The following is a 14,320-nucleotide window of genomic DNA, read 5'->3' on the forward strand; positions in this document are numbered from 1 at the left end:
GCACCTGAAATTTTTTCGAATATTCCACCTGGAGAAGAGTATATGCAGACACAAAGCGGGCAACTTTGGAATGAGGATTTAGCACCTACTTCAGAAGCGCAGCGTACCTGGCGCTGGTATCACTTTGCCGCTTTGTGGGTGGGTATGGTCATGTGTATTCCGGCTTATACGCTGGCGGCCAGCCTGATTGAAGGTGGCATGTCCGGTTATCAGGCGGTCTGGACGGTGTTTTTGGCCAATGCCATCGTGCTCGTGCCCATGTTGCTGATAGGCCATGCTGGTGCCAAATACGGCATCCCTTATGCGGTGCTGGCGCGTACCTCCTTCGGTGTACGTGGTGCCCGTTTGCCTGCCCTGATGCGTGCCATCGTTGCCTGCGGCTGGTATGGCATACAAACCTGGTTTGGCGGGCAAATGATTTATACCCTGGGTGGCGTTTTGCTCGGCCATCCGATGGGCGGCGACAACATTGCTGGACTTGGCATTAACGCAGCACAACTGATCTGCTTCCTGATTTTCTGGGGTATACAGTTCTGGTATATCTTCCACGGTATGGACTCCATCCGCAAGCTGGAAACTTATACTGCACCGCTTAAAATCCTTATCTGTTTCGTCTTGCTGGGCTGGGTCTATAACAAGGCGGGCGGCTTTGGCCCTATCCTTGATCAACCTTCGCAATTTGTTGAAGGCGGTAAAAAAGCCGGACAATTCTGGACCACGTTCTGGCCTTCACTGACAGCCATGGTCGGCTTTTGGGCCACACTGGCGCTGAATATCCCTGACTTTACCCGCTTCGCCAAATCGCAAAAAGACCAAGTCTTTGGCCAGACCATAGGCTTGCCTGCACCCATGGGGTTGCTGGCCTTGCTGGCTGTGATCGTCACCTCTGCTACCGTAGTCTTGTACGGCAAAGCATTATGGGATCCGGTAGACCTGGCCAGCCGTATGACTGGTGTCGCCGTGCTGATCGCCTTGCTGATCTTGCTGATAGACACGGTATCCGTCAACCTGGCCGCCAACCTCGTCGGCCCGGCTTATGATTTCTCGGCCTTGAACCCCAAGCTGATCTCTTATAAAACCGGTGGTTACATCACGGCCTCCATCGCCCTGATCATGATGCCGTGGAAGATTCTGGAATCCACTCAGGGTTATATCTTCACCTGGCTGATCGGCTATTCTGCCTTGCTTGGCCCCATCGCCGGTATTTTGATCATCGATTATTACTTCATCCGCAAGACAGACATTGATGTCAATGCCCTGTACCAGGATGAAGGCAAGTACAGCTATAAAAATGGCTGGAACATGGCTGCCGTGATTGCCTTCGTGATCGGCGTCTTGCCGAATATCCCGGGTTTTTTGAACGCGGCTTTCCCGGCCAGTTTCCCGGCTATTCCCGAAGTATTAAAAATCATCTACACCTACGCCTGGTTCGTCGGCCTTGCCTTGTCCGGTGTGGTGTATATGGGTTTGATGAGTGGTAAGAAAAATTGAATTTTGAATGTGCAAAATCACGGGATATTAACGTAGGTTGGGCATCGCTTTATCTGCCCAACACTGGGCTTAAACTAACGTATACGTTTTTGAAAGCCGAGTGTTGGGCTGGTGAAGCGTAGCCCAACCTACGATACTTCGCCCAACCTACGAGAAGCGACCTCTATGATCTCGCACACCCAATGAATTAACGAAGGAACTGCTATGACTATCCTGATACGCGGCGGCACTGTCGTCAACGCAGACCGTGAATTTAAAGCCGATGTCCTCTGCGACAATAGCAAGATCATCGCCGTAGGCGACAACTTGCAAGCCCCGGCGGGCGCTGAAATCATAGCCGCTGGTGGCCTGTACGTCATGCCCGGCGGCATAGACCCGCACACCCACATGCAATTGCCCTTCATGGGCACAGTCACGCAAGATGATTTCTTTACCGGCACTGCCGCTGGTCTGGCTGGCGGTACGACGAGCATCATCGATTTCGTCATCCCCAATCCGCAACAAAGCCTGATGGAAGCCTTCAACACCTGGCGCGGCTGGGCAGAAAAATCTGCCGGTGATTATTCCTTCCACGTCGCCGTCACCTGGTGGGATGACACCGTCCATGCCGACATGGGCAAGCTCGTCAACGAACATGGCGTCAACAGCTTCAAGCATTTTATGGCCTATAAAAATGCCATCATGGCCGATGACGAGATTCTGGTAAAAAGCTTTTCCCGCGCGCTGGAACTCGGTGCCATACCAACCGTACATGCAGAAAATGGTGAACTCGTTTATGTCCTGCAGCAAGAGCTCATGAAAAAAGGCATGACCGGGCCACAGTCCCATCCGCTGTCACGCCCACCCATGGTAGAAGGCGAAGCCGCACAGCGCGCCATTGCCATTGCCAACGTGCTTAACACGCCGCTCTACATTGTCCATGTATCTTGCCAGGAATCACTGGATGCCATTACCCGCGCCCGTGCCAACGGCCAGCGCGTGTTTGGCGAAGTATTGGCAGGCCACCTCGTTATAGATGACAGCGTCTACAAAAACAAAGATTTCGTCCAGGCTGCAGGCCATGTGATGAGTCCACCTTTCCGCAGTAGCCAGCACCAGCAGGCTTTGTGGCAAGGTCTACAAGGCGGCAACCTGCATACGACAGCCACCGACCACTGCACCTTCTGCGCCACCCAAAAAGCCGCTGGCAAAGACGACTTTACCAAAATACCTAACGGCTGCGGCGGCATAGAAGAACGCATGATGGTCCTGTGGGATGCCGGTGTAAATACAGGACGTTTAACGCCTTCAGAATTCGTCAAGGTCACCTCCGCCAACTGCGCACAGATTTTCAATATCTATCCACGCAAAGGTGTGATTGCTGAAGGTGCAGATGCCGACATCGTCCTGTGGGATGCCGCGGGTACAAAAACACTGTCAGCCAAAACACAATTTTCAAAAGGCGACTTCAATGTCTTTGAAGGTCGCCAGGTCAAGGGCATACCAACGCACACCATCAGCGGTGGCAAACTGGTTTTCAAACAAGGTGAATTAATGGCAGAGATGGGGGCAGGGCGTTACATCAAACGTCCATCCTTCTCGCCCATGTTTCAAGCGCTGAATAAAATGCGCGCATAGGAGTAATACAAATGACTACCGAAAATTTACGCAAGGATTTACGCATTAATGGCGAACGCCTCTGGGCCTCATTGATGGAACTGGCACAAATCGGTGCCACCCCAAAAGGCGGCGTTAAACGCTTGGCCCTGACTGATCTCGACAAACAAGGCCGCGACCTCGTCGTGTCCTGGGCCAAACAGGCAGGCCTGACCGTCACCATAGACCAGATAGGCAATGTCTTCATGCGCCGGGCAGGCAAGAATCCGGCACTGCCACCCATTATGTCCGGCAGCCATATCGACACCCAGCCCACCGGCGGCAAGTTCGATGGCAACTACGGCGTGCTGGCCGCACTGGAAGTCGTGCGTACCCTCAACGACCACAATATAGAAACCGAAGCCCCGATAGAAGTCGCCTTCTGGACCAATGAAGAAGGCTCACGCTTCGTCCCCGTCATGATGGGTTCAGGCGTATTCTGTGGCGCATTCTCGCTTGAAACAGCCTACGCGGCCAAAGATACCGAAGGCAAAACCGTGGGCGATGAACTGGAACGTATAGGCTACAAAGGCACAGAAATACCAGGCCAGCACCCCATCGGTGCCTATTTCGAAACCCATATAGAACAAGGCCCGGTACTCGAAGACGCCGACAAAGTCATCGGCGTCGTCCCCGGCGTGCTCGGCCTGTCATGGTACGACTGCGTTGTCACGGGTATGGAAGCCCACGCTGGCCCCACCCCCATGGCCCTGCGTAAAGACGCCCTGCAAATCTCCACCAAAATCATGCAAGAAGTCGTCAATATCGGCAACCGCTACCCACCCTATGGTCGCGGCACGGTCGGCATGGTCCAAGTTTTCCCCAACAGCCGTAACGTCATCCCCGGCGAAGTCAAATTCAGCATAGACCTGCGCAACGTGTCCTCAGAATTGCTCGACACCATGCACAATGAAATCCTCGCTTTCGTCGATAAAACCAGCAAAGACAGCGGCCTGAGCATCAGCGTAGAACGCGTCTCCTACTACCCTCCATGTCCTTTCCACCCAGACTGTGTCAACGCCGTACGCGAAGCCACAGCCACCCTGGGCTACAGCACCATGGACGTAGTATCTGGCGCAGGCCACGATGCCATCTACACCGCCAGACTGGCCCCATCAGGCATGATCTTCGTGCCCTGCAAGGATGGCATCAGCCACAATGAAATTGAAGATGCGAAGTCAGAACATCTGGAGGCGGGGTGTAATGTGTTGTTGCATGCGATGTTGGGGAGGGCTGGGGTGGTGGGGTAATCAGTATTCGCCAGCATTATCTGCTTCAATAAATAAAAAGGGTCTTGCAATTGCAAGGCCCTTTGTGCATATCAATAAACAGCTTCACCCAAAAATTTTACGAAACCCCAACCGTGTCCACATCACCCCACTATTCTGATTCCCTTTCTGAACAGATTCCGTATGCACATTCAGTATCGTCTGCAGTCCTGCGGCGGCTGCTAGGCATATAGTCTCTGCCGCAGACACCTCAAACATACGCCGACCCTGCGGAACGGGCCCATGTCTCAGCGACATGATCAACGAGCCAGATTCACTCAACAGCGATGCCAGTCTGGGCATGGCTTGTTGCCGTTGCAGCTCATCAAGATGCATCCAAACTGCGCTGAGCATGATCAGATCGAAGCGTTCATTTCTGCTGCTTACCAAGGATAAATCGGGCAGGCTGTCATCCAGCCATTCGATGCGATGTGAGTCATGCAAGGCGATGCCAGCGGTGCGGAACTCTTTTATTGGTTCCACAGCTGTCACCTTGTGACCCATGGCTGCAAATGCTGCTGCATCCATTCCTATGCCTGCGCCGACATCAAGAACCTTGCATGGCGTCGCAGGTATCAGATGCATGACTGGTGAATGCTGGTCGGTAAAAGAAATTGCCTGCCATTTGTCGATCAGGAAATCAGCGGCTTCTGCATAGCCTTCGGTTCCACTTACTTGTGGCATGTCGTTGCTGTTAGCGGTTATAGGTTTTGCCGCCGGTAGATATGCTGTACAGCCAGGGGCTGTAGGGCAGGCGCAAGAGGATTTTGGAGTTTTTGATGACTGTCCCCATCATCATGCCGCGACAAAACAGGCTGACGCCATCTTGCAGTCTTTCGCACATGGCGTCGGGGCTGTCAATGAAAGCTGTCTTGTCGAAGCGGGTGATGATGACGGTTTTCCCTGTGGGCAGCAAGCCAATCGGGGGAACGACAAAGATGGTGATTTGTGTGTAGATGGTGATGGCCAGGATGACTACCACGGCGAGGCTGATTTTTATGCTTTTTTTCATTGTTGTTCTGAAGATGATGAAATGAGTTCTAGTGATTATTGTTGCGCATCTGGCTGGCTGAGGTATTTGTCTATGATTTGTTTGCGTACTTGTTCCAGTTCACCGCTGGCTTGCATGGTTCTGATGACTTGCTCGACTTTGGGGATCAGGTCTTTATGTTTTTCATTCAGAAAATGGTAAATCTCGGTTCTTTGCAAAGGCGGTGTCAGCAAGCGGATTTTGTTTTCCAGACCCAATTTCTTGATGGCGACCAGACCGCTAAATGAATCTGACACGGCAACGTCCATGCGGTTTTCTGCCAGCATGATCATGAGCTGTTCCAGGTTGTTCGCCATGTACACGGTTTTCATGTCTTTGGTGCCGTCTTCTGATGTGCCGACACCCCGTACGATACCAATACTATAGTCTTTGATGTTGTCCCAGGCTTTGACTTCAAACCTGTATTTTACTGAGAATACCGAGGGCTCAATATAATTGATGGCAGGGCGCACCACCTTCAGTGTGGGGTATTGGCTTTCGACGTGGATGTTTCTTTGCACTTCGCCATCCAGTAAGCCGGTGCTTGATTCCATGAGTGCTCTTTTTGCAGGGCGATCCACTAGCTCAATGGGAATATTCAAGTGTTTGTAAACGGCTTTGAGAATTTCGCCGCCGACGAACTGATCCGGAATTTTTTCAATACGGGCTATTCGCAGCGGGGTTTGGGCGTTTGCAGTCAGGCACAATGCAAGTGTGAACAAACCTGTCCACATGATAAACATTGCTTTCACACCAATTCCTTCAGATCTGATTGTTGAGGAACAAGTATTGTAAAAATTGATTGTGACAAGACCTCGATCGCTGCGACTATCTGCATTTGTATATGGTTTGATTCTAGGACTGATTGGTACGCATTTGGTGGTTTTTTTTAAGTAAAGTGTTACGTATGTTTAATAATTAGCTGCCTGATAATGCCATGCATATATTGTATTTGCATGGAGTGCCTTGGCATTTTTCCCGGAGAAGTTTCTATTGAATGTTTTCATTCATTAAAATTACTTGTGTAAAACGCATCATCTTTTTATGACAAGTAATAATTTGCGTAAGTCCTAATGATGTCAAAACTTAAAAAATGCGTATACGCGGCATTGATATTCCAAATTCATATACTTCGTCGTAGTTAATTCATATTTCTTATCAGAACTGCCGCCATACACTCATGACTTTACTTACTAAGCCATTTCGTCATGAAAATCACAAAATTGACTACGTATCGACTGCCTCCACGGTGGATGTTGCTGAAGATTGAGACCGATGAAGGGGTAGTTGGCTGGGGCGAGCCTGTTATTGAAGGGCGTGCCCGTACTGTTGAAACGGCAGTCCAGGAATTTGCCCCATTCCTGATCGGCCAGGACCCGGCCCGCATCAATGATTTGTGGCAAGTCATGTACCGTGGCAGTTTTTATCGTGGTGGTGCGATTTTGATGAGTGCCATGGCCGGTATCGACCAGGCCTTGTGGGACATCAAAGGTAAAGTGCTGGGCGTGCCAGTTTATCAACTGCTTGGCGGTCTGGTGCGTGACCGCATGAAAACCTATAGCTGGGTGGGCGGTGACCGTCCGGCCGATGTGATTGCTGACATACGCCGTCTGCGTGAAGCCGGATTTGATACCTTTAAAATGAATGGTACGGAAGAGTTTGGCATGATTGACAGCGCAGCGGCAGTTGATGCCGCCGTGGGCCGGATTGCAGAAATACGTGAAGCATTCGGTAGCCAGATCGAATTTGGTATTGATTTTCATGGTCGGGTGGCGGCACCAATGGCCAAGGTTTTATTGCGTGCGCTTGAGCCATATCGTCCATTGTTTGTGGAGGAGCCGGTATTGGCCGAGCAGGCAGAATACTATCCACGCCTGGCAGAAAGCACTTCTATTCCACTGGCTGCGGGTGAGCGTATGTATTCACGCTTTGAATTCAAGCGCGTGTTTGAACAAGGTGGGATTGCGATTGTGCAGCCAGACCTGTCGCATGCTGGCGGTATTTCTGAATGCTACAAAATTGCGGCAATGGCAGAAGCCTACGACATCGCCTTGGCACCACATTGCCCATTGGGGCCGATTGCCCTGGCAGCTTGCCTGCATATCGACTTTGTTTCTCATAACGCCGTTTTGCAAGAGCAAAGCATGGGGATTCATTACAACAAGGATGCAGAACTGCTGGATTACGTGATCAACCGCGAAGACTTGCGTATTACTGACGGTTATATCAACGCCTTGCCGAAACCTGGCCTGGGCGTGGAAATTGATGAGGAACGTGTGATTGAAGCAAGTCGTAATGCGCCGGATTGGCGTAATCCTTTGTGGCGTCATCCTGATGGAAGCGTTGCGGAATGGTAAGCGTCAACATCCCGGCCAACAGTCCAGGCAGCAATCCGGCTTCCAGTGACAAGGGATCTGTTGCTTCGTCAACTGATGTGCGCCTGATAGGTATTGACTGGGGCAGCAGTGGACTGCGGATATTTCTGATCGGTGCCAACGGCGTTGTATTGACCAGTCGTGATGCCCCACACGGCATCACGGTCATGCAAAATTCGCAAAAGACTTATGCCGGAATTTTGAACGACCTGGCGGCGGACTGGTTTTCAAGCTGGCCAGCCGTTCCGGTGCTTGCCTGTGGCATGGTGGGCAGCAAGCATGGCTGGCAAGAAGTCCCGTACGTGCCATGCCCGGCCAATGCGAGTCAAATAGCTGGCAAGTCCATTGCTGTGAATGATGCTGTCAAGCAAGCAGATTCTTCGGTGACACGTCTGGCGATCGTGCCGGGTTTGCTGTATCGCACAGAAAATGTCGCGCCAGACGTTATGCGTGGGGAAGAAACACAGATTATCGGTGCCTTGTTGTCGCAGCCAGAATGGTCACGCCAATGCTGCATCGTCATGCCAGGAACACATTCGAAGTGGGCACATATCCTGGATGATCAGGTATGCGCCTTTGCTACGCATATGACAGGTGAGTTGTTTGCCGTTTTGCGACAGCATTCCGTGCTGGGACGCCTGATGCCGCAAGCCGATGGCACGAAAGCCGATGGCACGAAAGCCGATGGTGCAAAAGCTGATACACAACACCCGACACCGGACCAGGCCAGTTTTTTTGCGGGCGTAGATGCAGCACGCAATTCGCCTCATGCCGGATTGGGACATCAACTTTTCAGTGTGCGCACATTAGGATTGATGGGCGATATTCCTGATACCGGTCTGGCTGATTATTTGTCAGGTCTATTGATTGGACATGAGCTGGTTGCCGGTTTGGCGTGGCGCACAAATGCTGGCCTCGCAAAAGCACCGTTGATACTGGTGGGTGAACAATTACTTTGTCAGCGTTATGCCCTTGCCTTGCAACGCTTTGATATCGACGTTACTGCCGTGTTGCCAAATACAGCACCGGCAGGCTTGTGGAGCCTGGCACTTGCTTCGGGCCTGGTGTCGGCATAATTGCTGGACAGTGTGCCAGAAAGTGTGTCAGACCCATTCTTCATTCTTAATAATTGGAAGTAATCAATGATAAATACGTCCGCAGTTTTTGATCAGGCATTTGCAAAATTACCCTTGATCGCTATTTTACGCGGCATTCGTCCAACCGAAATCGAAGGCATCGCGACGGCACTGTATGCAGAGGGATTTCGCATCATCGAAGTGCCGCTGAATTCACCGTCAGCACTGGAATCAATAGCGATTCTCAGTCGCTGTTTGCCAACTGATGCGCTGATAGGTGCCGGCACGGTACTCAGCACTGATGCAGTACGCCGGGTGCGTGATGCGGGTGGTCAACTGATTGTGATGCCGCATGCAGATACTGCTGTCATCAGTGCCGCCAAACAAGAAGGTCTTGTTTGTGTACCAGGCGTATGCACGCTGACAGAGGCGTTTGCAGCAGTACATGCCGGTGCTGATGCGGTAAAACTATTCCCTGCCGAATTGATCACGCCGCAGATTGTTCGTGCCATGCGTGCCGTGTTACCACCTTCGTTGCGATTGTTACCTGTAGGCGGCATTACTCCAGACAATATGCATGATTATTTAAAGGCGGGTGTTGCCGGTTTTGGTTTGGGCTCAGCCTTGTACACGCCGGGCCTGGATGCTGCAGCCGTAGGTCTGCGGGCTGGCAAATTTGTCAGTGCACTCGCAGCAATATCTTAAGTACCGACGGCAATAACAAGGAAGTGGCAATGCACAATAATACGAGACAAAACGGTATCAACAAGGCATCTTCTGAAACTGGCAAGCGTACAAAAATAGCGATTGCCTTATTGTCGCTGTGGGTGGCATGTTCACAGGGGCAGGCGGCTAATTTATTAGCAATAGATGCGAGCGCCTTAACACCTGACCCAGTATCCGGTCATTTGAAAATGGGTACGGCACTGTCGCCGAAAGGCGAAAAATTGGGCGCAAATAGCCAGTACCTGACACGTAACGGACAGCCATGGTTGCCGGTGATGGGCGAGTTTCATTATTCACGCAGCCCCGCGGCCAGTTGGGAAGCAGAGCTGCGCAAGATGAAGTCGTCCGGGATTGATATCGTCTCCAGCTATGTGATCTGGAATCACCATGAAGAGCATGAAGGCCAGTTCAACTGGAAGGGTAACCGCGACTTGCGGCACTTCATTCAGTTGTGCGGCAAAGTTGGTTTGAATGTTGTGGTCCGTGTTGGCCCCTGGGCGCATGCAGAGGCACGCTTTGGCGGCATACCAGACTGGGTAGTCGATGCCATGCCAACGCGTGGCGATGATCCGCAATACATGCATTTTGTTGAACGTCTGTATGCCCAGGTCGGGCAGCAATTGCAAGGGCAGTTGTGGAAAAACGGTGGCCCTGTCATCGGCATCCAGTTAGAAAATGAATACAATTTGCGTGGGCCGGGTGAGGGGGAAGGGCATATCCTGGCGCTTAAACGCCTGGCGCTGAAAGCAGGAATGGATGTTCCTTTATATACCGTCACTGGCTGGGATGGCACTGTTTATCCGTCAGGTGAAGTAACGCCGGTATTTGGCGGTTACCCGGATGAACCCTGGGGTGTCAGCACCAAAGAATTGCCGCCCAAGGAAACTTACGCGTTCCGTTTTGATAGCCGTGTCAGTGGTGATCTGGGGGCCCAGACAGCGGCCACAGCACCGGGCACCGCAGAAACTGATATCGCCTTAACCCCCTTCTTGGGTGCCGAATATGGTGCAGGCTTGCCAGCCATGTATCGTCGCCGTACCCTGGTGTCACCAGACGATATTGCATCCATGCTGCCGGTGCAGTTAGGTTCTGGCGTGAACCTGATGGGATATTACATGTATCACGGTGGCCGTAACCCTGTCAGCCAGCCATCAATGGAAGAAAGTACGCTGAGTGGCGGCTACAACGATACACCAAAGATTACTTATGACTTTAATGCGCCGCTGGGGCCTGATGGCCAGCAACGTCCTGTATTGACACGCTTGCGGCCATTCCATTATTTCTTGCATGATTTTGGTAGCCGTCTGGCACCGATGACCGTGCGTAAGCCAGAACTGGTACCTGCATCAGCGCAGGAATTAACTACCCCGCGTCTCTCGGTAAGAAGCAAGGGTGACAGCGCGTTCTTGTTCGTGAACAACCATGTGCGCCAATATGCAATGCCCTTGCAGTCCGGCTTGCAGTTTTCTGTCAAATTGCCGCATGAAACACTGGTCTTTCCGCAGCAGGCGGTTGATGTTGCTGATGGCAGTTATTTCATCTGGCCAATTAATTTTGATCTTGACGGCACGTTGCTGCACTATGCAACAGCGCAGCCAGTAGCCCGTCTGGATAACGGCAAAGATGGCGTGCTCTATGTGTTTTCTGCAGCCAAAGGGATACCTGTAGAACTGGCGTTTAATGCTGATGTGGCACAGTATGTCAACGCCCCATCTGCCACGTTGAGCAAGCAAGGTAGTCGCGCTGTTTTCGATAAGATCGCTCCAGGAACATCGTCAACACTGACGATCAATCGTCCAGGGGCCAAGCCAGTGACGATTTTGGTACTGACACCAGAGCAGATACAGCAATTGAGTATTGGCGATATGGGTGGTCAGCGCCGCCTGGTCATGAGTGAACAAGACGCCTATTTCGATTCAGGCAATTTGCAATTGCGATCAGCTGGGCAAGAAAATTTCAGGGTGGCGATTTACCCGGCACTTGCCAGCAAACCTGCCGCCAATCAGACGCTGACAGCTGCAGCGAATGACGGAGTGTTTCAGGTATTTGAGGCGCATTTTCCAAAATTGAATGTCGATATCAGCGCCAAGCAGATCAGGGCAGCACGAAAAATACCTGCTGTAATGATAGGTGGCTTGGCCAAAGCAGCCATGCAGCCAATTCCTGAAAACTTCAGTCATGCTGCGACATGGCAGATTTCAGCCCCCAAAGCACAGTTGAAAGGCATGGATGATGCCTTGCTGGAAATCGACTTTGTGGGCGACATTGGGCGATTGTTTGCTGGTACCCGCATGCTGGATGACTGGTATTACAACGGTCAAAAATGGCAAATCAACTTGAAGTCAGTTGGTGCATCTCTCGATCAGGGCTTGACGCTGAACGTGCTTCCATTACGTTCTGACGCACCCATTTATTTGCCGAAAGAGCATCGCCCTCAGTTTGATGGACAAGTGCAAGTCGCCAGCTTGCGGAATTTGCGTGTTATTCCCGTCTATCAGTTGCGCTTGAGCACGAAGTAAACGGATGGAATGCCGATCTATATAAAATTGATATAGATCGGCATAAAAATTGTATTTGTCCGGAATAGCCATGATTGATAACTTAGCGTTTACTTCTGTATCGGTGTAGCTTGATTAAGCCAGACACGAGTTTTCAGGATTGCTATTGAAATGTTGTTGAATTGTTATTGGATCATCTATGCTCGTCAACACACTTGTTAAACCAGAGCCAACTGCAATAATGATGCAGCAGGCCGTAGCGCAAAACGCCACGCTGGGTGAATGTCTTGGCTGGAATGCGGTACATGCTGCCTGGTGGTGGACTGATATTGAAGCAGCGACTTTGCATGCCTGGAGCGCTTCGAATAAAAAAATAATCACCTATCGCCTGCCTGATCGCGTGGGTTCTTTTGCACATTGTCGTTCCGGGCGCTTGTTATTGGGGCTGGCAAAACGCCTCTGTTTTGCGAATGTGCCTGAAATGCCGGTTGGAAATGGCATGCCCGCACAGCAATTGGCTGTGCAACCCCTGGTTGCGGTTGATCCAGTTGAAGCACGTACCCGCATCAATGATGGGCGTACTGACCGGCGTGGATTTTTCGTATTTGGGACCTTGAACGAAGCGCCAGAAAAACGTCCTATCGGTAGCTTTTATCAATTTTCTACACAATATGGATTGCGCAGGCTGGCACTGCCAGCGGTGGCAATTGCCAACAGTATTTGCTTTAGCATTGATGGCAAAACCATGTATTTTACAGATACACTGACCCGTAAAATACAGCAATGTGATTACGATGCAGAGACGGCAAAGGTCGGCAATGTGCGTCTGTTTGCAGAACTGGATGATGCCAGCGCCTATCCTGATGGTTCTGTGATCGACAAGAACGGATGTTTATGGAATGCACAATGGGGTGCCGCCAGCGTGGTGCAATATTCCCCGGATGGGAAAGTGCTCAAGCGTATTGCCATTCCTGTCAAAAACCCTACTTGCCCCGCATTTGGCGGTGCCAATGGTGATCAACTGATGGTAAGCAGCTCCCGTCAGGAAATGAGTATGGAAGAACTGACACGCATGCCGGAAGCGGGTAGTTTATTTTCCCTGCAAATGGATGAATCAATTGGTGTGCCTGACACGCTTTTTGACGATAGTGATGTCGAAGCGATTGAAAAATTTTCCCCAAAAACAAATAAGAGACAATGATGAAAACAAACATGGTAAGAACTATCTGGTCCCGCTTGATTGGCGGCACATTGACCGCCGCTTTTTGCACCCTTGCTGCGAGTTCAGCGGTATTTGCTGCTGATCCGATAAAAATTGGATTTCTGGTCAAGCAGGCAGAAGAACCGTGGTTTCAGGACGAATGGCACTATGCAGAACAGGCTGCTCACGACAAGGGTTTTACCCTGGTCAAGATTGGTGTACCCAATGGCGAAAAAATGATGGCAGCGATTGATAATCTTGCTGCACAAAAAGCACAGGGCTTTGTGATTTGCGCACCAGATGTCAAACTTGGCGCTGCTGTAGAACGTGCCGCCAAACGGAATAACCTGAAAGTGATCTCAGTTGATGATCAGCTTATTGATGGTAGTGGCAAAGCGATCAGTTCAATTCCACACATGGGTATCTCTGGATATGACATTGGCAAGCAGGTTGGGCAAGGCCTGTTGAATGAAATCAAGGCGCGTGGCTGGGTGCTGTCAGAGGTCGGCGCAATGCGTCTGGCATTTGATCAATTACCGACTGCGCAACAACGTACACAGGGTGCAGCAGATGCACTCAAGGCGGCGGGTCTGCCGGCTGCCAATGTCATCGATGCGGCACAGGCAAAAACGGATACTGAAAGTGCCTTTAACGCCGCTAATATTGCCTTCACAAAACAAACCAAGTTCAAGCATTGGGTGGTCTTTGGCTTGAATGATGAAGCAGTGCTGGGAACAGTACGTGCAGCCGAAGGCCGTGGATTGCGCAGTGACGCTGTGATTGGTATCGGCATTGGCGGCAGCAAGGCAGCACTCAATGAATTTGCCAAGCCTAACCCAACCGCTTTTTATGGCAGTGTCCTGATCAGCCCTAAGCGCCACGGTTATGAAACAACCATGAATTTGTATAAGTGGATTACAGAAAACAAAGTGCCAGCAGCAGTGACATACACGAGCGGCGTGTTGATGACGCGCCAGAATCAGGCTGCCGTGCGTGCTGATTTCGGACTGTGAGATGGTA

At 51.2% G+C, this 14,320-nt stretch carries 12 protein-coding genes; 9 read left to right on the forward strand and 3 right to left on the reverse strand.

Translation table 11 applies throughout. The annotated features are described in order from the left end of the window. Positions 1-42 precede the first annotated feature (42 nt). From AC1RVX_RS22630 to AC1RVX_RS22640, 3 genes are all read left to right on the forward strand, one after another. On the forward strand, positions 43-1,491 hold the full coding sequence (locus AC1RVX_RS22630) for an NCS1 family nucleobase:cation symporter-1 (RefSeq protein WP_493218839.1): 1,449 nt from the start codon (positions 43-45) through the stop codon (positions 1,489-1,491). A 204-nt stretch (positions 1,492-1,695) separates the two neighbouring features. Further along, entirely contained in the window at positions 1,696-3,108 is a 1,413-nt protein-coding gene (gene hydA / locus AC1RVX_RS22635) for a dihydropyrimidinase (RefSeq protein WP_493218840.1), read from the forward strand. An 11-nt stretch (positions 3,109-3,119) separates the two neighbouring features. Further along, complete coding sequence (locus tag AC1RVX_RS22640; protein WP_493218841.1) at positions 3,120-4,376, forward strand: Zn-dependent hydrolase; 1,257 nt, start codon at positions 3,120-3,122, stop codon at positions 4,374-4,376. An 84-nt stretch (positions 4,377-4,460) separates the two neighbouring features. On the opposite strand, the gene AC1RVX_RS22645 is transcribed toward AC1RVX_RS22640, so the two are convergent. The 3 genes from AC1RVX_RS22645 to AC1RVX_RS22655 are packed head-to-tail and all read right to left on the reverse strand — an operon-like array spanning position 4,461 to position 6,176. Next, a complete protein-coding gene (locus AC1RVX_RS22645) occupies positions 4,461-5,078 on the reverse strand; it encodes a class I SAM-dependent methyltransferase (protein ID WP_493218842.1) in 618 nt (205 codons plus the stop codon). A 10-nt stretch (positions 5,079-5,088) separates the two neighbouring features. Continuing rightward, positions 5,089-5,406, reverse strand: coding sequence for a hypothetical protein (locus AC1RVX_RS22650; RefSeq protein WP_493218843.1), 318 nt, complete (start codon positions 5,404-5,406; stop codon positions 5,089-5,091). A 35-nt stretch (positions 5,407-5,441) separates the two neighbouring features. Continuing rightward, a complete protein-coding gene (locus AC1RVX_RS22655; protein WP_493218844.1) occupies positions 5,442-6,176 on the reverse strand; it encodes a substrate-binding periplasmic protein in 735 nt (244 codons plus the stop codon). Positions 6,177-6,632: 456 nt separating this feature from the next. On the opposite strand from AC1RVX_RS22655, the gene dgoD reads away from it, so the two are divergent. The 6 genes from dgoD (at position 6,633) to AC1RVX_RS22685 (ending at position 14,313) form a co-directional block, all read left to right on the forward strand. Beyond that, positions 6,633-7,781, forward strand: coding sequence for a galactonate dehydratase (dgoD, locus tag AC1RVX_RS22660; RefSeq protein ID WP_493218845.1), 1,149 nt, complete (start codon positions 6,633-6,635; stop codon positions 7,779-7,781). Further along, complete coding sequence (locus AC1RVX_RS22665) at positions 7,775-8,875, forward strand: 2-dehydro-3-deoxygalactonokinase (RefSeq protein ID WP_493218846.1); 1,101 nt, start codon at positions 7,775-7,777, stop codon at positions 8,873-8,875. The genes dgoD and AC1RVX_RS22665 overlap by 7 nt, the downstream gene beginning before the upstream one ends. A 66-nt stretch (positions 8,876-8,941) precedes the next feature. Continuing rightward, complete coding sequence (locus tag AC1RVX_RS22670) at positions 8,942-9,580, forward strand: 2-dehydro-3-deoxy-6-phosphogalactonate aldolase (protein WP_493218847.1); 639 nt, start codon at positions 8,942-8,944, stop codon at positions 9,578-9,580. Between the two features lie 29 nt (positions 9,581-9,609). Beyond that, a complete protein-coding gene (locus tag AC1RVX_RS22675; RefSeq protein WP_493218848.1) occupies positions 9,610-12,120 on the forward strand; it encodes a beta-galactosidase in 2,511 nt (836 codons plus the stop codon). Positions 12,121-12,298: 178 nt separating this feature from the next. Beyond that, the gene (locus tag AC1RVX_RS22680; protein ID WP_493218849.1) at positions 12,299-13,300 is read left to right on the forward strand and encodes an SMP-30/gluconolactonase/LRE family protein; all 1,002 of its coding nucleotides are present in this window, start codon (positions 12,299-12,301) and stop codon (positions 13,298-13,300) included. Positions 13,301-13,311: 11 nt separating this feature from the next. Continuing rightward, positions 13,312-14,313: an arabinose ABC transporter substrate-binding protein gene (locus tag AC1RVX_RS22685; RefSeq protein ID WP_493218889.1), complete on the forward strand. Its 1,002-nt coding sequence runs from the start codon at positions 13,312-13,314 to the stop codon at positions 14,311-14,313. The last annotated feature ends 7 nt before the right edge of the window (positions 14,314-14,320 follow it).

Source organism: Undibacterium sp. GW821-FHT11B02, from assembly GCF_058808955.1.